The organism is Sphingomonas sp. (assembly GCF_003248515.1).
Classification (GTDB): domain Bacteria; phylum Pseudomonadota; class Alphaproteobacteria; order Sphingomonadales; family Sphingomonadaceae; genus Sphingomonas_I.
Window position 1 is genome coordinate 69,297 of record NZ_QFOB01000012.1, and the last position, 21,870, is coordinate 91,166.

Consider the following 21,870-nt stretch of genomic DNA (forward strand, 5'->3'; position numbering starts at 1 on the left):
GTTGCTGCCGTATTGCCCCTTTCGGCCCTGTTTGAGCAAGCCATATCGCCATCCATTGACGGCCCGGGCCCCCGAGCGCATCACCCGCGCCAGTTTCAGGGGCGTCAGAGGGGGGGCTTGTGAGGATCAGCCGCGGCACGATCATGTTCGCGTCGGCCATCGCGTTCGGCGCGGTGGCGGCGCCGCCGGCCGTTCAGCAGAAGGTGACGGGGCCTGTCGCCGTCTATTGGGTGAGCGCGGGCACATCGAGCGGTTTCGGCTTCGGAGGCCTCGGATCGGGGCAGAAGAAGCCCTCGATGGGCGATATCATGTCGATGATGCGCGGCGGCGGCGGCCGGCCGATCCACATGCTGGAGCTGGCGCTTGGCTCCAGCCGCACCGCGACGGGGCCTGAGGCGAATCACCTGCCCGGCACCGCGACACCGCTGCCGCTTCTCACGCCCACGCAGAGCCCGCCCGTCCGGAAGGAAGAGGACACGCGCGACCAGCCGGAGATCAAGGAGCCGCCCAAGGCGCGGATCCTCATCTACTGGGGGTGTGGTGACAAGGCGGCGCCGGGCCAGCCCTACGTCCTCGATTTCTCGAAGATCATGGCCGGTCAGCAATTGCCGCGCATTCCCTATATCGCCGTCCACCATCAGAACCCGCCGACCACGGGCCGCTATGCGACGTTCGGCGGCTGGCCTAACAGCAAGTCGCGCGACCAGCAGGTGCCGCAGAGCCTGCTCGGCGATCATGTGGTGAAGGGCAATTATTCGCCCGACATCAAGTTCACCTTGCCGCCCGGCAAGGACTGGATGCCGCCTCTCCAGCTGAATTCCGGCGCCAAGAGTCCGGCTGGCGCCACCATTCTCCAGTGGCAGTCGATCCCCAACGCGACCGGCTATTTCGCGACCTTGTTCGGCGCGTCGGGAGAAGGCGGCCGCGAGGATGGCACGACGATCGTGATGTGGAGCTCCAGCGGGGTGCAGACCTTCGCCGATGCGGGCCTGCTCGACTATCTTTCGCCCGCGGAGGTGAAGCGCCTGATCGGCTTGAAGCTGGTCATGCCGCCGACCGCGACCCAGTGCACCGTGCCCGTCGAGGTCACGAATCAGACCAGGTCGGGCATCGTTTCGATGATCGCCTATGGCGACGAGGCGAATTTCGTCGATCCGCCCCGGCCCGCCGATCCGAAGGTGCCGTGGAACATCAGCTGGACCACGAAGGTGCGCTACAAATCCACTACCGGCCTGATCCTGGGCATGCAGGGTGGCTCCTCCGCCACGACGGCGGATGACGAGCCTTATGAGGGGCGGCGCACGATCGAGGGGCAGAAGGCGCCGGAGCAGCCCAAGAAGAAGGGCGGCCTGTTCGACAAGCTCAAGGGCGCCGTCAGCCCGTTCTGATCGCCTCCCTTTCGTCACCCTGATCGGTTTGGGGTGACGAACGGGCCGGATATGAGCGAGCGCGCCGCTCCGGTTGACCGTGGCGGCGCTCCTCTCTATAGGCCGCGCCCGTTCGGAGCCGTTTCGATGGTCCGGATGCATGAACATTGCCGCTGCTTGGCTCGAGGCACCAAGACGACCGGTTACGGTCGGCTGGGGCCTTTCGCGCATTTCCGGTCTCGGAAGCGTGCGTGGCCGGTGCGGCAAAGTAACCCTATGAAAGGTGAAGGCTTCAATGCCGACGATCAATCAGCTGATCCGCAAGGGTCGCGAACCGCAGAAGGCCAAGTCCAAGGTTCCTGCGATGGAGCAGAATCCGCAAAAGCGCGGCGTCTGCACCCGTGTCTATACGACGACCCCGAAGAAGCCGAACTCGGCGCTCCGCAAGGTGGCCAAGGTTCGTCTCACCAACGCTCGCGAAGTCATTTCGTACATTCCGGGCGAAGGCCACAACCTGCAGGAGCACTCCGTGGTGCTGATCCGTGGCGGCCGCGTTCGCGATCTTCCCGGCGTCCGCTATCATGTGCTTCGCGGCGTGCTCGACACCCAGGGTGTCAAGAACCGCAAGCAGTCCCGTTCCAAGTACGGCGCCAAGCGTCCGAAGTAAGCCGATCGGCCCGGCTTTCAGAAGCCGGCCAGTCCGATCAATGCGGCTGAAGCATTAGAAGGAAAAATCAGATGGCACGTCGTCGTCGTCCCGAAAAGCGCGAGATCCTTCCCGATCCGAAGTTCGGGGATATCGTTCTCTCCAAGTTCATGAACAGCGTCATGCTCGACGGCAAGAAGTCCGTCGCCGAGAGCATCGTCTATGGTGCGCTCGAAACCGTCGAGACCCGCGCGAAGCGCGAGCCGATCGGCGTGTTCCATGACGCGCTCAACAATGTCCGCCCGGGCATCGAGGTCCGCAGCCGCCGCGTCGGTGGTGCGACCTATCAGGTCCCGGTCGAGGTTCGCCCGGAGCGCAGCCAGGCGCTCGCGATCCGCTGGCTGATCGCCGCCGCCCGCGGTCGTTCGGAGCACACCATGGCCGCCCGCCTGTCGGGCGAGCTGATGGATGCGGCGAACAATCGCGGCAACGCGGTGAAGAAGCGCGAGGATACGCACCGCATGGCGGAAGCGAACCGCGCGTTCAGCCACTACCGCTGGTAACATTGTCGCTCTAGCAGCGACGACCTACATAGTGGGGAGCCGGCCTGTGGGCCTGCTCCCCGCATCGCTAAGGAAGCCCCGATCATGGCCCGCAGCCATCCGCTCGAAAAGTATCGCAACATCGGCATCATGGCGCACATCGATGCCGGCAAGACGACGACGACCGAGCGCATCCTGTATTACACCGGAAAGTCCTACAAGATCGGCGAGGTCCATGAGGGCACCGCCACGATGGACTGGATGGAGCAGGAGCAGGAGCGCGGGATCACGATCACGTCGGCCGCCACGACGTGCTTCTGGAACGATCACCGCATCAACATCATCGATACGCCCGGCCACGTGGACTTCACGATCGAGGTCGAGCGTTCGCTGCGCGTGCTGGACGGCGCGGTCGCTTGCTTCGATGGTGTGGCCGGCGTTGAGCCGCAGTCGGAGACGGTGTGGCGTCAGGCGGAGAAGTACAAGGTTCCCCGCATGTGCTTCGTCAACAAGCTGGACCGTACGGGCGCCAGCTTCGAGCGCTGCGTGGAGATGATCAAGGATCGCCTCGGCGCGCGTCCGGCCGTGCTCTATCTCCCGATCGGCATCGAGGGTGGCTTCAAGGGCCTCGTCGATCTGGTCGAGAATCGCGCGATCATCTGGCTGGAAGAGTCGCTGGGCGCGAAGTTCGAATATCAGGAGATCCCCGCCGATCTGGCCGATGCCGCCGCGACCGCTCGCTCCGAGCTGATCGAGATGGCCGTCGAGCAGGACGACGAGCTGATGGAGGCCTATCTGGAGGGCAATGAGCCCACCACGGAGCAGCTCAAGGCGCTGATCCGCAAGGGCACGCTGAACTTCTCGTTCGTGCCGGTGCTGTGCGGCTCGGCCTTCAAGAACAAGGGTGTGCAGCCCCTCCTGGATGGCGTGATCGACTATCTGCCGAGCCCGCTCGACATTCCCCCGGTCCAGGGCCTCAAGCTCGACGGCGAGACGCCCGATTCGCGTCCGGCCGACGACACGGCGCCGATGGCGGCGCTCGCGTTCAAGATCATGAACGATCCTTTCGTCGGCACGCTCACCTTCGCCCGCATCTATTCGGGCAAGATGGAAGCCGCGACCACCGTGACCAACTCGGTCAAGGACAAGAAGGAAAAGATCGGCCGCATGCTGCTGATGCATGCCAACAGCCGCGAGGACATTCAGGAAGCCTATGCGGGCGACATCGTCGCGCTCGCCGGCCTCAAGGATACCACGACCGGTGACACGCTGTGCGCGCAGAACGCGCCGATCATCCTCGAGCGGATGGAATTCCCCGAGCCCGTGATCGAGCTGTCGGTGGAGCCGAAGACCAAGGCCGACCAGGAGAAGATGGGCGTCGCCCTCAATCGCCTGGCGCGCGAGGATCCGTCGTTCCGCGTGTCTTCGGACAATGAGAGCGGCCAGACGATCATCAAGGGCATGGGCGAGCTTCACCTCGAAATTCTCGTCGATCGCATGAAGCGCGAATTCAAGGTGGAGGCCAATATCGGCGCTCCGCAGGTCGCGTATCGCGAGTCGCTCGGCAAGAAGGTCGACGTCGACTACACCCACAAGAAGCAGTCGGGCGGCTCCGGCCAGTTCGGCCGCGTCAAGATGACGGTGGAGCCGGGCGAGCGCGGCCAGGGCGTCGTCTTCGTGGACGAGGTCAAGGGCGGCAACATTCCGCGCGAATATATCCCGTCCGTCGAGAAGGGCATTCGCGAGATCGCGGCGACGGGTTCGAAGATCGGCTTCCCGATCATCGACTTCACCGCGACGCTGACGGACGGCGCCTACCATGACGTCGACTCGTCGGCGCTGGCGTTCGAAATCTGCGCCCGCGGCGCGATGCGTGAAGCGGCCCAGAAGTCCGGTATCAAGATCCTCGAGCCGATCATGAAGGTCGAGGTCGTGACGCCGGAAGATTATCTGGGCGACGTGATCGGCGACATGAACAGCCGTCGCGGCCAGATCCAGGGCACTGACAGCCGCGGCAACGCGCAGGTGGTCGAGGCGATGGTCCCGCTGGCCAACATGTTCGGCTATGTGAACCAGCTCCGCTCGTTCACGCAGGGCCGCGCGCAGTATACGATGCAGTTCTCGCACTATGATGAAGTCCCCGCCAACGTGGCCGAGGAAGTCGTCGCGAAGCTGGCCTGAGCGGCGCCATCCCGGCGGGATGGACTCCACAAGGCTGGCGTAACTGAAAAAAGCTGTTATGGGCGCACCCCGTTTGGCGGTGCGCCCGTCACTCCCAACAGATTCGAAGCAAGGTAGGAAAAATGGCGAAGGCGAAATTCGAGCGGACGAAGCCGCACTGCAATATCGGCACCATCGGGCACGTCGATCACGGCAAGACGTCCCTCACGGCCGCCATCACCAAGGTCCTCGCCGAAACCGGCGGCGCGACCTTCGTGGACTATGCCAACATCGACAAGGCTCCCGAGGAGCGCGAGCGCGGCATCACCATCTCGACCGCGCACGTCGAGTATGAGACCGAGAAGCGCCACTATGCGCACGTCGATTGCCCGGGCCACGCCGACTATGTGAAGAACATGATCACCGGCGCCGCGCAGATGGACGGCGGCATCCTCGTGGTGTCCGCGACCGACGGCCCGATGCCGCAGACCCGTGAGCACATCCTGCTCGCCCGTCAGGTCGGCGTGCCGGCGCTCGTCGTGTTCATGAACAAGGTCGATCTGGTCGACGACGCCGAGATCCTGGAGCTCGTCGAGCTCGAGATTCGCGAGCTTCTCTCGTCCTATGACTTCCCGGGCGACGACATCCCCGTCATTGCGGGTTCGGCCGTGAAGGCGCTGGACGGCTCCAACGACGAGATCGGCAAGAACGCCGTTCTGAAGCTGATGGCCGCTGTCGACGAATATATCCCGCAGCCGGAGCGTCCGCTGGACAAGCCGTTCCTGATGCCGATCGAAGACGTGTTCTCGATCTCGGGTCGTGGCACGGTCGTCACCGGCCGCGTCGAGACCGGCATCGTCAAGGTGGGCGAGGAAGTCGAGATCGTCGGCCTCAAGGACACCCGCAAGACGACCGTCACGGGCGTCGAGATGTTCCGCAAGCTGCTCGACTCGGGTCAGGCCGGCGACAATATCGGCGCGCTGATCCGCGGCGTCGGCCGTGAAGAGGTCGAGCGTGGCCAGGTTCTCTGCAAGCCGGGCTCGATCAAGCCGCACACCGAGTTCAGCTCGGAAGTGTACGTGCTGTCGAAGGAAGAGGGGGGCCGTCACACGCCGTTCTTCGCCAACTATCGTCCGCAGTTCTACTTCCGCACGACCGACGTGACGGGCGAAGTGAAGCTGCCGGAAGGCACCGAGATGGTGATGCCGGGCGACAACGTGCAGCTCGGCGTGAAGCTGATCGCGCCGATCGCCATGGAAGAGGGGCTCCGCTTCTCGATCCGCGAAGGCGGCCGCACCGTCGGCGCCGGGGTTGTCGCGTCGATCACGGCGTAATATAGGCGCAAGCCTAACGAGCCGGCCGGCTCTCCTCATGGGAGAGTCGGCCGGTTTGCTTTTAATGAGAGGTCATTCCGCAACCCCCAGGGAGGCGGCAACGGCCCAGGCTCTTTCGCATCGGTAGGAATCCCATGGACAGCAATATCCGCATTCGCCTGAAGGCGTTCGATCATCGCATTCTCGACCAGGCGACCGGCGAGATCGCCGACACCGCCCGACGCACCGGCGCGCTGACCCGTGGCCCGATTCCCCTGCCGACGCGCATCGAGAAGTTCACGGTCAACCGTGGCCCCCACATCGACAAGAAGAGCCGCGAACAGTTTGAGGTGCGCACGTACAAGCGCCTCCTGGATATCGTGCAGCCCACCCCGCAGACGGTCGACGCGCTGATGAAGCTCGATCTCGCGGCAGGTGTTGATGTTGAGATCAAGTTGGCGTAAGGCGCCGACACCGCCGGTCTGGGTGATTCCCTGGGCCGGCGCTTTTAGCTTCCCGTGATACGCGGTTTTCCGCCTCGGTCGAAGCAGGAAGCAAGGATACCGAACGACCTGCCCCCTAAGGGATCGGTCGTTGCCCGCGTCCCCGCTTTCGACATTTTGGTGAGCAGTCACCGATCTGTTGAACATGGCCCTGGCGGGGCACGCGGTTTCATTGGGCTGGGGTTCGGGTGACCGGGCCCTTTTTCGTTGGCAAGCCCTCCCCGGGGGACCGGGTCGGGCCTCTGTTGTGGAAGGAATGGATCATGCGCACAGGCGTGATCGCGAAGAAGGTTGGGATGACCCGGCTGTTTCAGGATGATGGGCGTCATGTGCCTGTCACCGTCCTGCAGCTGGAAAGCGTCCAGGTCGTCGCGCGCAAGGAAGTCGAGTCCGATGGCTATGTGGCCGTCCAGCTTGGCGCCGGTGCCGCGAAGGCCAAGAATGTCGCCAAGCCGCAGCGCGGCCACTTCGGCAAGGCCGAGGTTGAGCCCAAGGCCTATGTCGCCGAATTCCGCGTCTCCGAGGATAATCTCCTCGATGTCGGCGCCGAGCTTTCGGCCGAGCATTTCGTCGCCGGCCAGCTGGTGGACATTTCCGGCCGCACGCAGGGCAAGGGCTTCCAGGGCGGCATGAAGCGCTGGGGTTTCGGCGGTCTGCGCGCGACCCACGGCGTTTCGGTGTCTCACCGTTCGCTCGGCTCGACCGGTCAGCGCCAGGATCCGGGCAAGGTTTTCAAGAACAAGAAGATGGCCGGCCATATGGGCGACCGTCAGCGCACGCAGCAGAATCTCGAGATCGTCCGTACGGATGTCGAGCGCGGCCTGCTCTTCATCAAGGGCTCGGTGCCCGGTTCGAAGGGTGGCTGGCTTCTCGTGAAGGATGCCGTGAAGGTGCCCGGTCACAAGGACGCGCCGAAGCCGGCCGGCCTGAAGGTCGCGGCCAACAGCAACCCCGCTTCGGTCGTCGAGATGCCCGAAGCCGCCGAAGGCCAGGAGGGCTGATCGTGAAGTTTCAGGTCAAGAACCTCGACGCGGCGGCGGCCGGCGATATCGAGCTTAACGACGACGTGTTCGGCCTCGAGCCGCGCGCGGACATCCTGCACCGCGTCGTGACGTGGCAGCTCGAGAAGCGTCGCGGCACCGCCCGCGGCACCCGCGAGCGTGCGGACGTTGCGCGTTCGGGCAAGAAGCTCGGCAACCAGAAGGGCGGCGGCTCGGCTCGTCACGGCGATCGTCGCGCTCCGGTGTTCATCGGCGGCGGCAAGGCGCATGGCGCCCGCGTCCGTGATTTCAATCCGGGCCTCAACAAGAAGGTTCGCGCGCTCGGCCTCAAGATGGCGCTGTCGTCGAAGGCCAAGGACGGCAACCTGATCGTGCTGGACGTGCTCGACGTCGCCGAGGGCAAGACCAAGGCGCTGTCGGCGCAGCTGGCGGGCCTCGGCTTCGGCAAGAAGACGCTGGTGATCGATGGCGAAGCGCTGAACGTCTCGTTCGCGCGGGCCTCGTCGAACCTCAAGGGCATCAATCTGCTGCCCGCGATCGGCGCCAACGTCTACGACATCCTGAAGCATGACACGCTGGTGCTGACGCGCGCCGCGGTCGAGAAGCTGGAGGCGCGCTTCAATGGCTAAGCAGCAGCAGGGCGCGATCGACATCCGTCATTACGACGTGGTGCTCGCTCCGCACATCACCGAAAAGTCGACCCTGCTCTCCGAGCATAACGCGGTCGTGTTCAAGGTGGCCGAAAAGGCGACCAAGCCGGAGATCAAGGCGGCCGTCGAGGCGCTGTTCGGCGTGACCGTCACCGGCGTCAACACGATCGTGTCGAAGGGCAAGACGAAGCGCTGGAAGGGCGAAGCCTACAAGCGTTCCGACAGCAAGAAGGCGATCGTGACGCTGGCGGACGGCCAGTCCATCGACGTGACGACGGGGATCTGAGGCGATGGCACTCAAGCATTATAACCCGACCAGCCCGGCCCGTCGCGGCCTGGTGCTCGTCGACAAGTCGGGCCTCTGGAAGGGCAAGCCGGTCAAGGCGCTCGTCGAGGGCAAGCGCAAGTCGGGTGGCCGCAACAACATGGGCCACGCCACGGCGCGCGGCATCGCTGGCGGCCACAAGCAGAAGTATCGCTTCGTCGATTTCAAGCGTCGCAAGTGGGATGCCCCCGCGACCGTCGAGCGCCTGGAATATGATCCGAACCGTTCGGCCTTCATCGCTCTGGTGAAGTATGAGGATGGCGAGCTTTCGTACATTCTGGCGCCGCAGCGTCTCGCCGCGGGCGATGTCGTTCTCGCCGCCAAGAAGACGGACGTGAAGCCCGGCAATGCGATGGAAATCGGCCAGGCTCCGGTCGGCACGATCGTCCACAATGTCGAGATGAAGCCCGGCAAGGGTGGCCAGATCGCGCGTGCCGCCGGCACCTATGCGCAGATCGTCGGCCGCGACAAGGGCATGGTGATGGTCCGCCTGAACTCGGGCGAGCAGCGCTATATCCGCTCGGATTGCATGTGCACGGTGGGCGCGGTGTCGAACCCCGACAACGCCAACACCTATCTCGCCAAGGCCGGCCGCACCCGCTGGCTCGGCAAGCGCCCGCTGACGCGCGGCGTTGCGAAGAACCCGGTTGACCATCCGCACGGCGGTGGTGAAGGCCGGACCTCGGGCGGCCGCCATCCGGTGACGCCGTGGGGCAAGCCGACCAAGGGTCATCGTACCCGCCACAACAAGTCGACCGACAAGATGATCATCCGGTCGCGTCACGCGAAGAAGAAGGGCTGATAGATGGCTCGTTCAGTCTGGAAGGGCCCGTTCGTCGAACTGAGCCTGCTCAAGAAGGCCGAAGCCGCCCAGGAATCCGGTGCACGCGCGCCGATCAAAACCTGGTCGCGTCGTTCGACGATCCTGCCGCAGTTCGTGGGGTTGACCTTCAGCCTCTATAACGGCCGCAAGTTCGTTCCCATCGCCGTCAACGAGGACATGGTCGGGCACAAGCTCGGCGAGTTCGCGCCGACGCGCTACTTCCCCGGCCATGCCGCGGACAAGAAGGGCAAGCGCTGATGTCGAAGCCTGCATCCCCCCGCAAGGTGGGCGACAAGGAAGCCCTTGCCGTCAACACCTCCGTGCGCGGTTCGCCGTACAAGCTCAATCTGGTCGCGGGCCTGATCCGCGGCAAGAAGGCTGGCGACGCGCTCAACATCCTCACCTTCTCGAAGAAGGCGATGGCTGTGGACGTCCGCAAGACGCTGGCGAGCGCAATCGCCAACGCCGAGAACAACCACAATCTCGACGTGGACGCGCTGGTCGTGGCCGAAGCCTCGGTCGGCAAGGGCCTGGTCATGAAGCGCTTCGCCACCCGCGCCCGCGGCCGCTCGGCCCGGATCGTGAAGCCGTTCAGCCGGATCCGCGTCGTCGTGCGCGAGCAGGAAGAAGCATAATGGGTCAGAAGTCCAACCCGATCGGCATGCGGTTGCAGATCAACCGCACCTGGGACAGCCGCTGGTTCGCCGAGGGCGAGGCCTATGGCCGCCTGCTCATGGAGGATCTCAAGATCCGCCAGTACATCTTCAAGAACCTGCCGTCGGCAGCGATCTCGAAGGTGGTGATCGAGCGTCCGGCCAAGCTGTGCCGCATCTCCATCTATGCCGCGCGCCCCGGCGTGATCATCGGCAAGAAGGGTGCGGACATCGAGAAGCTGCGCAAGACGCTCGGCAAGATGACCGGTTCGGACGTGAGCCTGAACATCGTCGAGATCCGCAAGCCGGAAATCGATGCCAAGCTCGTCGCCCAGGGCGTCGCCGACCAGCTCGAGCGCCGCATCGCCTTCCGTCGCGCGATGAAGCGCGCGGTGCAGTCGGCTCTCCGCCTCGGCGCCGAGGGCATCCGCATCACCTGCGCCGGCCGTCTCGGCGGCGCGGAGATTGCGCGCACCGAATGGTATCGCGAGGGTCGCGTTCCGCTGCACACGCTGCGCGCGAATGTCGATTATGCGGAAGCCGAAGCGCACACCGCTTATGGCGTCTGCGGCGTCAAGGTCTGGATCTTCAAGGGTGAGATCCTCGGCCATGATCCGCTCGCGCAGGATCGCCTGATGATGGAAGCGCAGACTTCCGGAGTTCGTCCGGCGCGCTGAGGCTTAATCGCCCTGCCGCCTTATCGGCCGCCCGCAAGCCGGGCGGTGTTTGAAGGTTAGAGAACATGCTGCAACCGAAGCGCACCAAGTTCCGCAAGGCCCACAAGGGCCGCATCCACGGCGACGCCAAGGGCGGAACCGCGCTCAATTTCGGCGCCTTCGGCCTGAAGGCCATGGAGCCGGATCGCATCACGGCCCGCCAGATCGAGGCGGCCCGCCGCGCGATCACGCGTCACATCAAGCGCCAGGGTCGTCTCTGGATCCGCATCTTCCCGGACGTGCCGGTTTCGTCGAAGCCCGCCGAAGTCCGCATGGGTTCCGGTAAGGGCGCGCCCGAATTCTGGGCCGCCCGCGTGAAGCCCGGCCGCATCCTTTTCGAGCTGGACGGCGTTCCCGGCCCGCTCGCCCGCGTCGCCTTTGAGCGCGCGATGGAAAAGCTGCCGATCAAGACCAAGGTCGTCGCCCGCCTGGGCGAGTCCGTGCACGAGGCCGCGTAACATGGCGAAGATTTCGGATCTCAAGGTCGCGACCGACGACCAGCTCTCGACCCAGCTCTCCGAGCTGAAGCGCGAGCAGTTCAACCTGCGCTTTCAGGCGGCCACCAACCAGCTCGAAAAGCCGAGCCGGGTGAAGGAAGTTCGCCGGACGATCGCGCAGATCAAGACGCTGCAGACCGAGCGCACCCGCTCGGCTGCCAAGTAAGGAGCCACACGATGCCGAAGCGCGTGCTGACGGGCACTGTGGTGTCCGACAAGACCGACAAGACGATCGTCGTGCTCGTGGAGCGCCGGGTGAAGCACCCGCTCTACGGCAAGATCATCAAGCGGTCGAAGAAGTATCATGCCCATGACGAGGGCAACACGTACAAGGAAGGCCAGACGGTTCGCATCGAGGAATGCAAGCCGATCTCCAAGCTGAAGACCTGGACTGTTGTCGGCGCCGTGGACACCCACGCCACCCCGAACCACGCGTAAAGGAAGGACTGACCCATGATTCAGATGCAGTCCAACCTGGACGTCGCTGACAATTCGGGCGCCAAGCGCGTCCAGTGCATCAAGGTGCTGGGCGGCTCGAAGCGTCGTTTCGCTTCGGTCGGCGACGTGATCGTCGTTTCCATCAAGGAGGCGGCTCCGCGTGCGAAGGTCAAGAAGGGCGACGTTCACCGTGCCGTGATCGTCCGCACCGCGAAGGACATCAATCGCGCCGACGGCTCGACCATCCGCTTCGACGGCAATGCCGCCGTTCTCATCAACAAGAATAGCGGGGAGCCGATCGGCACCCGCATCTTCGGGCCGGTCGTGCGCGAGCTGCGCGCCGCGGGGCACATGAAGATCATTTCGCTTGCGCCCGAGGTGCTGTGATGGCCGCTGCCAAGATCAAGAAGGGTGACCGCGTCGTCGTCCTGTCCGGCAAGGACAAGGGCCGCACCGGCGAAGTGACCAAGGCCTTCCCGAAGGAAGCCAAGGTTATCGTGTCGGGCGTCAACGTCGCGACCCGTCACCGCAAGCCGAGCCAGGAAAACCCGCAGGGTGGCCTGGAGCGTCGTGAAGCGCCGATGCATGTGTCCAAGGTCGCGATCGCGACCGCCGACGGCAAGCCGACGCGCGTCCGTTTCGAGACCCAGGACGGCAAGAAGGTCCGCGTGGCCGTCAAGACCGGGGAGAAGATCGATGGCTGAGGCCAAGAATGTGAAACCCCGTCTTCACAAGCTCTATGACGACAAGATCGTCAAGGCGATGACGGAGAAGTTCGGCTACACCAACCCGATGCAGGTGCCCAAGCTCGAGAAGATCGTGCTGAACATGGGTGTCGGCGAGGCGACGCAGGACAAGAAGAAGGTCGAGCAGGCGGCCAGCGAGATGACGCTGATCGCCGGCCAGAAGGCCGTTGTCACCAAGGCGAAGAAGTCGATCGCGCAGTTCAAGCTGCGTGAAGGCATGCCGATCGGCTGCAAGGTCACGCTGCGCCGCGAGCGTATGTACGAATTCCTCGACCGCTTCGTCACGATCGCGCTGCCGCGCGTCCGCGACTTCCGCGGCCTGAGCGACAAGTCGTTCGACGGCCGTGGCAATTATGCGACCGGCCTCAAGGAGCAGCTGATCTTCCCGGAGATCAGCTACGACAAGGTCGACAATATCCGCGGCATGGACGTGATCGTCCAGACCAGCGCCCGGACCGACGAGGAGGCTCGCGAGCTTCTCCGCCTGTTCGGCTTCCCGTTCCCGCTGCCCCAGACCGAAGCGAAGAAGGCGGCGTAATTGTTTCCCGCCGTGGGCCAGGCCCGCGGCTCTAAGGACTTAAGTCGATGGCGAAACTGAGTTCGATCAACAAGAACGAGCGTCGCAAGAAGCTCGTGAAGCAGTATGCGGGCAAATATGCCCGGCTGAAGGCGATCGCGGACGACGAATCCAAGGATGAGACGGAGCGCCTGATCGCCCGCCTCAAGCTGGCCGAGATTCCGCGTAACGGCAATCCGACCCGCGTGCGCAATCGCTGCGAGGTCACCGGGCGTCCGCGCGGCGTCTATCGCAAGTTCAAGCTCGGCCGCGTCATGCTGCGTCAGCTTGCCACGCGGGGCATGATCCCCGGCGTCGTCAAGTCGAGCTGGTAAGGGTCCGCAGAATGTCGATCAACGATCCCCTGGGTGATCTGCTCACCCGCATCCGCAATGGCCAGCGTGCGCGCAAGGATTCGGTCCTTTCGCCGGCGTCGAAGCTGCGCGCCCGCGTGCTCGATGTGCTTCAGCGCGAAGGCTATATCCGTGGCTATTCCGAAGAGCAGCTGGGCGAGCATCCCGGCCTGCGCATCGAGCTGAAATATTTCGAGGGCCAGCCCGCGATCCAGCATGTCGCGCGTGTCTCGAAGCCGGGCCGCCGCGTCTATTCGGGTTCGCAGAGCCTGCCGCGCGTTCGCAACGGCCTCGGCATGGTCATCGTCTCGACGCCGAAGGGAGTTCTGTCCGACGCGGAAGCGCGCGACCAGAATGTCGGCGGCGAAGTGCTCGCGGAGGTGTTCTGATGAGCCGCATCGGTAAGCGTCCTGTTCCGGTTCCGGCCGGCGTGACCGCCAGCCTCGAAGGCAAGGAAGTTTCGGTCAAGGGCCCCAAGGGCACCCTGACGATCCCGAAGGCCGACGAGATCAGCTATGAGATGGTCGATGGCGGCATTTCGGTGCAGCCGGCGAACGAGACCAAGCGCGCCCGCTCCTTCTGGGGCATGCAGCGCACGCTCGTGCAGAACCTGATCACCGGCGTGACGGAAGGCTTTTCGAAGCAGCTCCTGATCACCGGCGTCGGCTACCGCGCGAACGTTCAGGGCAAGAACCTGAAGCTCCAGCTCGGCTACAGCCACGATGTCGATTACGCGATCCCGGAGGGCATCACGATCGCCACTCCGGATCAGACGACGATCAACATCTCGGGCATCGACAAGCAGAAGGTCGGCCAGGTCGCCGCCGAGATCCGCCGCTGGCGCAAGCCGGAGCCCTATAAGGGCAAGGGCATCAAGTACGCCGGTGAGTTCATCTTCCGGAAGGAAGGGAAGAAGAAGTAATGGCCAAGGGTCTCTCTCTCTTCGAGCGCCGCCGGCGCCGTGTCCGTACCGCGCTGAAGGCCAAGGGCTCGCTGCGCCCGCGCCTTTCGGTGCATCGCTCTGGCCGTCACATCTATGCGCAGGTGATCGACGACGCGGCGGGCAAGACCGTCGCCTCCGCGTCGACCCTCGAAAAGGATGCGCGCGACGTGTCCGGCGCGAATCTCGGTGCTGCCGAGGGCGTGGGCAAGCGGGTCGCCGAGCGTGCGGCTGCTGCCGGCGTCACCAAGGTGGTGTTCGATCGCGGTGGTTTCCTCTTCCACGGCCGGGTGAAGGCACTCGCCGACGCCGCCCGCGAAGGCGGATTGGAGTTCTAAATGGCTGACGAAGTTCAGAACGAGGTCGCCGTCGAGGCGACTGCACCCGCCGGCGATGCGCCGCAGCGCGAGGGCCGTGGCCCCCGTGGCGGCCGTGGCCGTGGCCCCGGTGGCGGCAACAACCGCGATGGTCGTGGCCGCAACGATCGCAACCGTCGCGATAATAATCGTGAAGAGGGCGGTGAGGAACTGGTCGAGAAGCTGGTTCACATCAACCGCGTCTCGAAGACGGTGAAGGGCGGCAAGCGCTTCGGTTTCGCGGCGCTGGTCGTCGTGGGCGATGGCGCCGGCCGCGTTGGCTTCGGTCATGGCAAGGCGCGCGAAGTGCCGGAAGCCATTTCGAAGGCGACCGCGTCTGCCAAGAAGGCGATGATCCGCGTCGCGCTGAAGGATGGCCGCACTCTGCACCATGATGGCCTCGGCCATTTCGGTGCGGGCCGCGTCACCGTTCGCACGGCACCGGCCGGCACCGGCATCATCGCCGGCGGTCCGATGCGCGCCGTGTTCGAGAGCCTGGGCGTGCATGACGTGGTGACCAAGTCGGTCGGCACCAGCAACCCCTACAACATGATCCGCGCGACCTTCGAGGCGCTCAAGGACCAGACGAGCCCGCGCTCGGTGGCCCAGCGTCGCGGCAAGAAGATCGCCGACCTGCTGCGTCGCGGCGGAGCCTCTGTCGAGGTTGCCGAAGCCGACGCCGCGGCCGTGGTGGAGTGAGCGACATGGCAACCATCAAGGTGACGCAGACGGGTTCGCCCATCCGCCGGACCAAGGATCAGCGCGCGACGCTGATCGGCCTCGGTCTCAACAAGATGCATCGCACCAGCGAACTGACCGACACCCCCGAGGTGCGCGGTATGATCAAGAAGGTGCAGCATATGGTGAAGGTCGAGGGCTAAGCTCCGGTCCGAACTGCTTTCGCAAGGGCGCCCCACGAGAGGATCGTGCGGCGCCCTTCGCATGTCCGGGTGTTTTCTTTCACGGCATGATCCCGCATGGAGGGCTTGGCGGCATGGGGCCTGCTCGCCCGGAAGGGGACGCGTCGGGCGCGTCCGTTGCCGACGCCCGCGAGGCCCCTTTTCTTGGGGGTGAGGTGTTGAGGCAGGTTCCGCGCGCGTCGGGCTGGAAACGCCATGGGGCGGGGCCTGCGTGAGCGAGGTGGGCACGGGCGTCGCAGCGCGATGGCTTCGCTCGCTGGACGCGGCGGCGTTTGATGCGCCCGGCCGCGAGGGGGCCGCCAGGGCGGATCGCCTGCACGAGATTGACGGGATACGCGGCTGGGCCGCGCTGGCTGTCGTCATCTATCACATGTTTTACGAAACGTTCGGGATGCTCTATCCTGCGTTCCGCAATCCCCTGACGGAGACGTTCAACGGCCGCTATGCGGTGGGGATCTTCTTCATCCTGTCCGGTGAGGCGCTGAGCGCATCCTTCTTCGCGGGCGGGGGGATGCGCGCGGTGGCGTCGCTGGCGGTGAAGCGGCATTCGCGTCTCTCCATCCCGATCTTCGCTGCGGCCTTGCTCGTCTGGATACTCCAGCAGAGTGGGCTGATCTTTGCGCACGAGGCGGCCGGGCTCGTCCATCGCGAGGATTGGCTCGGCACGTTCGTGTCGCAGCCGATCTCGCTGCTGACCTGCCTCCAATATGCGCTGATCGGCGTCTATGTCGGCGATCCCGCGACCGGGCAGATCGTCCCTTTCCTGTGGACGATGTCGGTGGAGATGATGGGCTCGATCCTCATCTTCATATTGCTCTCACTGTGGGATTGGCTCCGGTATCGAGCCGTCATCCTCGTCATCCTTGGCCTGCTGCTGCTCTCCAGTGGTGTCGCCTGCTATTATGCCGGCTTCGTGGCCGGCCTGTTCTTCGCCTCGGCCCGGCGGCAGGGAATGATCGGGCGTATCCGACGGTGGCGGTGGATGCCGGCGCTGAGCGGCATCGCGATCGTCGCGCTGTTGGCGGCCATGTATGCGTCGCGCCTGCGGGGCGAGCGCTTCTATGTGATGCTGGAGGTGGCGTTGCTGGCGGCCGTCTTCGTCAATCCGTGGGCGGTGTCCTTCTTCTCCACGCGGGTTTCGCGCTTCCTCGGTCACATCTCCTTCCCTCTCTATCTCGTCCATTTCGCGGTCCTGATCTCCTTCACCTCTGGGATGATCGTTCACTTCGGCGGCGGCGCCGCGCTCGATCAGCGCATGGCCGCCACGATCGCATCCGCCTCCGTCGCGGCGGCGATCGTGGCGGCGATCCTGTTCGAGCCGGTGGAGCTTCTGACACGGATGTTCGGCAAGTGGCTGGCGCGCACGATCGTGCTGCCCCGCGACCGGGGCTGACCGGGCCTGGCCGGTTATGGCTTGGCAAAGGGGCGCGGACCCGCTATCGGCGCCCGCTTCCAAATCCGCGCGACCATAGCGAAAGCGAGTGCACACACATGAAACTGAATCAGATCACCGACAATAAGGGCGCGCGCAAGAGCCGCGTCCGCGTGGGCCGCGGCATCGGCTCGGGCGTGGGCAAGACCGCCGGTCGCGGCCAGAAGGGCCAGAAGAGCCGTGAGGGCGTGTCGATCGCCGGTTTCGAGGGCGGCCAGATGCCGCTCCACATGCGGCTGCCGAAGCGCGGCTTCAACAACATCTTCGCCAAGGACTATGCCGAGGTGAACCTGGGCGCGATCCAGAAGCTGGTCGATGCGGGCACGCTCGCCACCGCCGGCACGATCGATCATGCCGCGCTGAAGGCCGCCGGCGTCGCCCGCGGCGGCAAGGATGGCGTTCGCATTCTCGCCAAGGGCAGCCTTTCGGCGAAGCTCTCCTTCAAGGTTGCCGGCGTGTCGAAGTCCGCGCGCGAGGCGATCGAGGCCGCTGGCGGCTCGGTCGAGGTGATCGAAGTCGTTCCCGCCGCCGAGAAGGCCGCCGCGAAGAAGGGCAAGACGCTCGCCGCCAAGAAGGCCGCGCGCGCCTGATTCTCTGGCCGGTGTGGCTTTGGCCGATCGGGCACTATATGGGAGCGGCGCAGGCGGATCTTTCGCCTCGCCGCTCCTGTCATTTCTGAAGGTTCGATAGTTCTCCATGGCATCCGCAGCCGAACAACTGGCGTCGAACGCGAGCCTCTCGCAGTTCGCCAAGGCCACCGAGCTCAAGAAGCGCATCTGGTTCACGCTGGGCGCGCTCGTCGTGTTCCGCCTGCTTTCCTATGTGCCGCTGCCGGGCATCGATCCGCGCGCGCTCGCCACGCTCTTCGATACGACGAAGGGCGGCGTCATGGATTTCTTCAACACCTTCACGGGCGGCGCGCTGACGCGCATGTCGATCGTGGCGCTGGGCGTGATGCCCTACATCACCGCATCGATCGTCGTGCAGCTTGCGACATCGCTCAGCCCGCAGCTTGCTGCCATCAAGAAGGAAGGCGAAAGCGGGCGCAAGAAGCTGAACCAGTATACGCGCTACGGCACGGTGCTGCTCACCGCCATCCAGGGCTATTTCATCGCCGTGGGCCTTTCGGCCTGGGGTGATTCGGCCGGGCAGACGGCGGTCGTCGTCGATCCGATCCTGTTCCGCGTGACGACCGTCATCACGCTCGTCGGCGGCACGATGTTCCTGATGTGGCTGGGAGAGCAGATCACCAGCCGGGGCATCGGCAACGGCGTCTCGCTCATCATCATGGCCGGTATCGTGGCGCAGCTGCCCACGACGATCGCCACCGCCTTCGAACAAGCGCGCACGGGCGCTTCCTCGCCGCTGATGGTGCTGGCGGGCTTCGCCTTCATCATCGCGCTGATCCTGCTCATCTGCTTCATGGAGCGTGCGCAGCGCCGTGTGCTGATCCAGTATCCGAAGCGTCAGACGGCGCGCGGCATGATGCAGGCGGACAAGAGCCACCTGCCGCTGAAGATCAACACGGCCAACGTGATTCCGCCGATCTTCGCCTCGTCACTGCTCGCGCTGCCGCTGACGATCACGCAGTTCGCCGGCAACCGCATTTCGGGCGAGAGCCGCTGGGGCGATTTCCTAATCACCGTCAATCAGGTGATCGGCCAGGATACGCCGCTCTATTTCGTGCTCTACGCGGCCGGCATCATCTTCTTCTCCTTCTTCTACACCGCGGTCGTGTTCAATCCGGAGGAAACGGCGGACAATCTGAAGCGCTATGGCGGCTTCATCCCCGGCATCCGCCCAGGCAAGAACACGGAAGTCTACTTGGACTATGTGCTCACTCGCATCACGGTGATCGGTGCGGCATATCTCACGCTCATTTGCGTGGTGCCGGAAATCTTCATGCCGCGGCATCTGGTCGGTTTCGGGGGCACGAGCCTCCTGATCGTGGTCAATGTGACCATCGATACCGTGACCCAGATCCAGAGCCACCTGCTCGCGCATCAATATGGCGACCTCATCAAGAAGGCGCGCCTGAAGGGAGGAATGCGTAGATGAAGCTTCTGATCCTGCTGGGGCCTCCGGGGGCGGGAAAGGGCACGCAGGCCCAGTTGTTGACGAGCAAGTACGGCTATGTGCAGCTCTCGACCGGAGATATGCTCCGCGCCGCCGTCAAGGCCGGCAGCGAAGTGGGCAAGCAGGCCGAGGCGATCATGAAATCCGGCGGCCTCGTGTCCGACGAGATCGTGACGAAGCTGATCGCGGATCGGCTGGACGGCGAATCCCAGGCCACCGGCTTCATCTTCGATGGCTATCCCCGCACGCAGGCCCAGGCCGAATCGCTGGATGCCCTGCTTTCGGAGCGCGGCCTGAAGCTGGATCATGTGATCGAGCTGGACGTGGACGAGGATGCGCTCGTGGATCGCATCTCCGGCCGCTATACCTGTGCCAGGTGCAACGAAGGCTATCATGATCGCTACAAGCTGCCGAAGACGGCCGGCGTGTGCGACGTGTGCGGCTCCACCGAATTCAAGCGCCGGCCGGATGACAATGCCGAAACGGTGCGAACGCGCCTGGCCGAATATCGCGCGAAGACGGCGCCGATCCTGCCTTATTACGAGGCGAAGGGCCTGGTGACCCGTGTCGATGGCATGGCCGATATCGAGGATGTGACGGCATCGATCGATCGCATCCTGGGTGAGGAGACGGTCGGCACGCCGGCCTGATCCTTCTCCCCGCTATCGGGCGAGGAGGGCGGAGGCGCGCTCCGTCGCCGAGCGGGTGTTTTGCGCCAGCCGCTTCACTTCCTGAGCGACCACGGCGAAGCCGAGGCCTGCCGGTCCGGCCCGCGCGGCCTCGATCGTGGCGTTCAGGGCCAGCAGGTTGGTCTGGCGCGCGATGCTTTCCACCATCCCCACGATTTCGCGCACCTCGTCGACCATCGCTTGAAGCTGGTCGCGGCGGGCGTCGCTTTCCTCGATCAGCCGCGTCTGCGCGTCCGCCTCGCGATTCTGTCGGAACTTCTGTTCGGTGACATCGGTGGCGAAGCCCACGATGCGCACGGTGCGGCCGCGCGCGTCGAGGATGGGATTGTAGACCGCCTGAAGCCAGATCGTGCGCCCGTCGCGCCCCAGCCGGCGGACCTCGCCCCCGGCGCGTTCGCCGCGCGAAAGCTTCTGCCAGAGCGCGCGATAGTCGGCGCTCGCGGCCGCGCCGGGCGGGCAGAGAAGGGTATGATGCCGCCCGATCAGTTCCTTGTGGGTATAGCCCGTGGCGGCCAGATAGTTGGCGTTGACGTCGGTCACCCGGCCTTCGAGATCATATTCGATGATGAGCTGCGATCGATCGATCGCGGCCAGCCGGCTTTCCGCGGCCGCAGCAAGCCGCTGTTCCTCGGTCACGTCTTCGGCGATCAGGGCGATGCCGGCCGGTCCGTCCTCGTGCCGCAGCGAAATATAGGTCCCGCGCAGCCAGCGCTCGGCGCCGCTTGCCGTCAAGCGCACATAGGCGCCGCTGTCCCGGCCGCCCTCGCGGAGCCGCGCCCAGCGATTCTGAAAGCTTTGGGATGCCAGATCGCCGGGCGCGCACAACGCGGCATGGGGCATGCCGCGCAGCTCTTCCAGCGTGTAGCCGAAGGCGGCGAGGAAGCCGGGGCTTGCGTCTGTTACCCGATCGTCGCGATCCAGAAGCAGGACCACAGATTCGGCGATCAGCGCGCTCGCCAGATCCCGCTCGATCAGCTCATCAGGGCGAGGCTGAACACAGCCCATCATCCATCTCCGGTTTCTTGTCTGCCCGATATGGCATAAGAGGCTTAGAGCCGCGTTAACGCTGTCCTTGCGCTGCTTGACAGACTCGGCGGCGATCCCGTAGTGGCCCCTTTCCCATCAAACCGGTTTCCGGCGGCGCTTGCGCGTGCGCCGCGATTTTCCTGTTTGTGGGTTCGAAGCGTCGAGATGGGGCGGCCCGCCAACCGCCCCGTGGAGCAGGAGACAGAAAGACCATGGCACGTATCGCGGGTGTGAATATCCCGACCAACAAGCGCGTCGAAATCGCGCTGACCTACATCCACGGCATTGGCCCGGCCAAGGCCAAGGAAATCACCGCCAAGCTGGGCATCGAGCCGGCTCGCCGCGTTCAGGACCTGTCCGATCAGGAAGTCCTGCAGATCCGCGAGACGATCGACGCCGGCTACACCGTGGAAGGCGATCTCCGCCGCCAGGTGGCGATGAACATCAAGCGCCTGATGGATCTCGCCTGCTATCGCGGCCTGCGCCATCGCAAGGGCCTGCCGGTCCGCGGCCAGCGCACGCATACCAATGCGCGCACCCGCAAGGGCAAGGCCAAGCCGATCGCAGGGAAGAAGAAGTAATAAAAACCGTCCGGGAGGCGGTTTTTCCACTTCTTCTCCGCCGGAGGCGAGGCCTCGCAGAGAGCCCCCTCCGTCCACCACAGAATTCAGGTCAGGACAATTTCGATGGCACGCGAACCACAGCGCATCAAGCGGCGCGAGCGCAAGAACATCACGGCGGGCGTGGCCCACGTGAATGCCAGCTTCAACAACACGATGATCACCATCACCGATGCCCAGGGCAACGCCATTTCGTGGTCGTCCGCCGGCATGATGGGCTTCAAGGGCAGCCGCAAGTCGACGCCATATGCCGCGCAGGTCGCGGCGGAAGACGCCGGCAAGAAGGCGGCGGAACATGGCGTCCGTACCCTCGAGGTCGAGGTGAAGGGTCCCGGTTCGGGCCGCGAATCGGCCCTGCGCGCGCTGCAGGCTGTCGGCTTCCACATCACGTCCATCCGTGACGTGACGTCGATCCCGCACAACGGCGTTCGCCCGTCCAAGCGCCGCCGCGTCTGATCGTCCGCCGGCCCTTCCCGGGGCCGGCACGCTTTTATGGTCGCGGCGGACGCGTCGCGGCTCAAA

Annotated in this window: 32 protein-coding genes; 31 read left to right on the forward strand and 1 reads right to left on the reverse strand. The window is 64.8% G+C overall.

Annotation, left to right across the window (positions count from 1 at the left end; genetic code table 11):
- Positions 1-119 precede the first annotated feature (119 nt).
- The 29 genes from DI605_RS17230 to DI605_RS17370 all read left to right on the forward strand — a co-directional run bounded on the left by DI605_RS17230 (position 120) and on the right by DI605_RS17370 (position 19,663).
- Positions 120-1,388: a hypothetical protein gene (locus tag DI605_RS17230; RefSeq protein ID WP_293976334.1), complete on the forward strand. Its 1,269-nt coding sequence runs from the start codon at positions 120-122 to the stop codon at positions 1,386-1,388.
- 274 nt (positions 1,389-1,662) lie between these two features.
- Positions 1,663-2,034, forward strand: a complete 372-nt coding sequence (gene rpsL, locus DI605_RS17235) for a 30S ribosomal protein S12 (protein ID WP_171743364.1) — start codon at positions 1,663-1,665, stop codon at positions 2,032-2,034.
- Positions 2,035-2,105: 71 nt separating this feature from the next.
- On the forward strand, positions 2,106-2,576 hold the full coding sequence (rpsG, locus tag DI605_RS17240; RefSeq protein WP_293976335.1) for a 30S ribosomal protein S7: 471 nt from the start codon (positions 2,106-2,108) through the stop codon (positions 2,574-2,576).
- An 84-nt stretch (positions 2,577-2,660) separates the two neighbouring features.
- Positions 2,661-4,736, forward strand: a complete 2,076-nt coding sequence (gene fusA / locus DI605_RS17245; RefSeq protein ID WP_293976336.1) for an elongation factor G — start codon at positions 2,661-2,663, stop codon at positions 4,734-4,736.
- A 122-nt stretch (positions 4,737-4,858) separates the two neighbouring features.
- Positions 4,859-6,049 (forward strand): elongation factor Tu, encoded by a 1,191-nt coding sequence (tuf, locus tag DI605_RS17250; protein WP_293976337.1) that lies wholly within the window; start codon positions 4,859-4,861, stop codon positions 6,047-6,049.
- A gap of 134 nt (positions 6,050-6,183) precedes the next feature.
- On the forward strand, positions 6,184-6,492 hold the full coding sequence (gene rpsJ, locus DI605_RS17255) for a 30S ribosomal protein S10 (RefSeq protein ID WP_171743360.1): 309 nt from the start codon (positions 6,184-6,186) through the stop codon (positions 6,490-6,492).
- A gap of 302 nt (positions 6,493-6,794) precedes the next feature.
- Entirely contained in the window at positions 6,795-7,532 is a 738-nt protein-coding gene (rplC, locus tag DI605_RS17260) for a 50S ribosomal protein L3 (protein WP_293976338.1), read from the forward strand.
- A gap of 2 nt (positions 7,533-7,534) precedes the next feature.
- Positions 7,535-8,161: a 50S ribosomal protein L4 gene (rplD, locus tag DI605_RS17265; protein ID WP_293976339.1), complete on the forward strand. Its 627-nt coding sequence runs from the start codon at positions 7,535-7,537 to the stop codon at positions 8,159-8,161.
- Positions 8,154-8,468, forward strand: coding sequence for a 50S ribosomal protein L23 (locus tag DI605_RS17270; RefSeq protein WP_293976340.1), 315 nt, complete (start codon positions 8,154-8,156; stop codon positions 8,466-8,468). The genes rplD and DI605_RS17270 overlap by 8 nt, the downstream gene beginning before the upstream one ends.
- Before the next feature lie 4 nt (positions 8,469-8,472).
- Positions 8,473-9,309 (forward strand): 50S ribosomal protein L2, encoded by an 837-nt coding sequence (gene rplB / locus DI605_RS17275; protein WP_293976341.1) that lies wholly within the window; start codon positions 8,473-8,475, stop codon positions 9,307-9,309.
- A gap of 3 nt (positions 9,310-9,312) precedes the next feature.
- Positions 9,313-9,588: a 30S ribosomal protein S19 gene (rpsS, locus tag DI605_RS17280; protein WP_293976342.1), complete on the forward strand. Its 276-nt coding sequence runs from the start codon at positions 9,313-9,315 to the stop codon at positions 9,586-9,588.
- Positions 9,588-9,965 carry a 50S ribosomal protein L22 gene (rplV, locus tag DI605_RS17285; protein ID WP_293976343.1) on the forward strand — a complete coding sequence of 126 codons (378 nt, stop codon included), beginning with the start codon at positions 9,588-9,590 and terminating at the stop codon, positions 9,963-9,965. The genes rpsS and rplV overlap by 1 nt, the downstream gene beginning before the upstream one ends.
- On the forward strand, positions 9,965-10,660 hold the full coding sequence (gene rpsC / locus DI605_RS17290; protein WP_293976344.1) for a 30S ribosomal protein S3: 696 nt from the start codon (positions 9,965-9,967) through the stop codon (positions 10,658-10,660). The genes rplV and rpsC overlap by 1 nt, the downstream gene beginning before the upstream one ends.
- 65 nt (positions 10,661-10,725) lie before the next feature.
- Positions 10,726-11,157 (forward strand): 50S ribosomal protein L16, encoded by a 432-nt coding sequence (gene rplP, locus DI605_RS17295; RefSeq protein ID WP_293976345.1) that lies wholly within the window; start codon positions 10,726-10,728, stop codon positions 11,155-11,157.
- 1 nt (position 11,158) lies between these two features.
- The gene (gene rpmC / locus DI605_RS17300) at positions 11,159-11,362 is read left to right on the forward strand and encodes a 50S ribosomal protein L29 (protein WP_171743351.1); all 204 of its coding nucleotides are present in this window, start codon (positions 11,159-11,161) and stop codon (positions 11,360-11,362) included.
- An 11-nt stretch (positions 11,363-11,373) separates the two neighbouring features.
- Positions 11,374-11,634, forward strand: coding sequence for a 30S ribosomal protein S17 (gene rpsQ / locus DI605_RS17305; protein WP_293976347.1), 261 nt, complete (start codon positions 11,374-11,376; stop codon positions 11,632-11,634).
- 15 nt (positions 11,635-11,649) lie between these two features.
- The gene (gene rplN, locus DI605_RS17310) at positions 11,650-12,021 is read left to right on the forward strand and encodes a 50S ribosomal protein L14 (protein WP_171743349.1); all 372 of its coding nucleotides are present in this window, start codon (positions 11,650-11,652) and stop codon (positions 12,019-12,021) included.
- On the forward strand, positions 12,021-12,338 hold the full coding sequence (gene rplX / locus DI605_RS17315) for a 50S ribosomal protein L24 (protein ID WP_293976349.1): 318 nt from the start codon (positions 12,021-12,023) through the stop codon (positions 12,336-12,338). Before rplN ends, rplX begins: the two co-directional genes overlap by 1 nt.
- Positions 12,331-12,918, forward strand: coding sequence for a 50S ribosomal protein L5 (gene rplE, locus DI605_RS17320; RefSeq protein WP_293976351.1), 588 nt, complete (start codon positions 12,331-12,333; stop codon positions 12,916-12,918). Before rplX ends, rplE begins: the two co-directional genes overlap by 8 nt.
- 47 nt (positions 12,919-12,965) lie before the next feature.
- Positions 12,966-13,271 (forward strand): 30S ribosomal protein S14, encoded by a 306-nt coding sequence (rpsN, locus tag DI605_RS17325; protein ID WP_293976353.1) that lies wholly within the window; start codon positions 12,966-12,968, stop codon positions 13,269-13,271.
- Positions 13,272-13,282: 11 nt separating this feature from the next.
- Positions 13,283-13,678 carry a 30S ribosomal protein S8 gene (rpsH, locus tag DI605_RS17330; RefSeq protein WP_293976355.1) on the forward strand — a complete coding sequence of 132 codons (396 nt, stop codon included), beginning with the start codon at positions 13,283-13,285 and terminating at the stop codon, positions 13,676-13,678.
- A complete protein-coding gene (gene rplF / locus DI605_RS17335; RefSeq protein ID WP_293976357.1) occupies positions 13,678-14,211 on the forward strand; it encodes a 50S ribosomal protein L6 in 534 nt (177 codons plus the stop codon). The genes rpsH and rplF overlap by 1 nt, the downstream gene beginning before the upstream one ends.
- Positions 14,211-14,567, forward strand: a complete 357-nt coding sequence (gene rplR / locus DI605_RS17340; RefSeq protein ID WP_293976359.1) for a 50S ribosomal protein L18 — start codon at positions 14,211-14,213, stop codon at positions 14,565-14,567. Before rplF ends, rplR begins: the two co-directional genes overlap by 1 nt.
- Complete coding sequence (rpsE, locus tag DI605_RS17345) at positions 14,568-15,284, forward strand: 30S ribosomal protein S5 (protein ID WP_293976361.1); 717 nt, start codon at positions 14,568-14,570, stop codon at positions 15,282-15,284. It abuts the gene before it with no gap.
- Positions 15,285-15,289: 5 nt separating this feature from the next.
- Positions 15,290-15,466: a 50S ribosomal protein L30 gene (rpmD, locus tag DI605_RS17350; RefSeq protein ID WP_293976363.1), complete on the forward strand. Its 177-nt coding sequence runs from the start codon at positions 15,290-15,292 to the stop codon at positions 15,464-15,466.
- A 250-nt stretch (positions 15,467-15,716) separates the two neighbouring features.
- Positions 15,717-16,898: an acyltransferase family protein gene (locus DI605_RS17355; protein ID WP_293976365.1), complete on the forward strand. Its 1,182-nt coding sequence runs from the start codon at positions 15,717-15,719 to the stop codon at positions 16,896-16,898.
- Positions 16,899-16,996: 98 nt separating this feature from the next.
- Positions 16,997-17,527 carry a 50S ribosomal protein L15 gene (rplO, locus tag DI605_RS17360; RefSeq protein ID WP_293976367.1) on the forward strand — a complete coding sequence of 177 codons (531 nt, stop codon included), beginning with the start codon at positions 16,997-16,999 and terminating at the stop codon, positions 17,525-17,527.
- 106 nt (positions 17,528-17,633) lie between these two features.
- Entirely contained in the window at positions 17,634-18,995 is a 1,362-nt protein-coding gene (gene secY, locus DI605_RS17365; RefSeq protein WP_293976369.1) for a preprotein translocase subunit SecY, read from the forward strand.
- Positions 18,992-19,663, forward strand: coding sequence for an adenylate kinase (locus DI605_RS17370; protein WP_293976371.1), 672 nt, complete (start codon positions 18,992-18,994; stop codon positions 19,661-19,663). Before secY ends, DI605_RS17370 begins: the two co-directional genes overlap by 4 nt.
- 12 nt (positions 19,664-19,675) lie before the next feature.
- Here the strand turns inward: DI605_RS17370 and DI605_RS17375 are convergent, their stop codons facing one another.
- Entirely contained in the window at positions 19,676-20,710 is a 1,035-nt protein-coding gene (locus DI605_RS17375; protein WP_293976373.1) for a PAS domain-containing methyl-accepting chemotaxis protein, read from the reverse strand.
- A gap of 230 nt (positions 20,711-20,940) precedes the next feature.
- Here DI605_RS17375 and rpsM point away from each other — a divergent pair, with 230 nt between their 5' ends.
- Positions 20,941-21,309: a 30S ribosomal protein S13 gene (rpsM, locus tag DI605_RS17380; RefSeq protein WP_015458329.1), complete on the forward strand. Its 369-nt coding sequence runs from the start codon at positions 20,941-20,943 to the stop codon at positions 21,307-21,309.
- 105 nt (positions 21,310-21,414) lie between these two features.
- The gene (rpsK, locus tag DI605_RS17385; RefSeq protein WP_171743335.1) at positions 21,415-21,804 is read left to right on the forward strand and encodes a 30S ribosomal protein S11; all 390 of its coding nucleotides are present in this window, start codon (positions 21,415-21,417) and stop codon (positions 21,802-21,804) included.
- Positions 21,805-21,870: the final 66 nt, after the last annotated feature.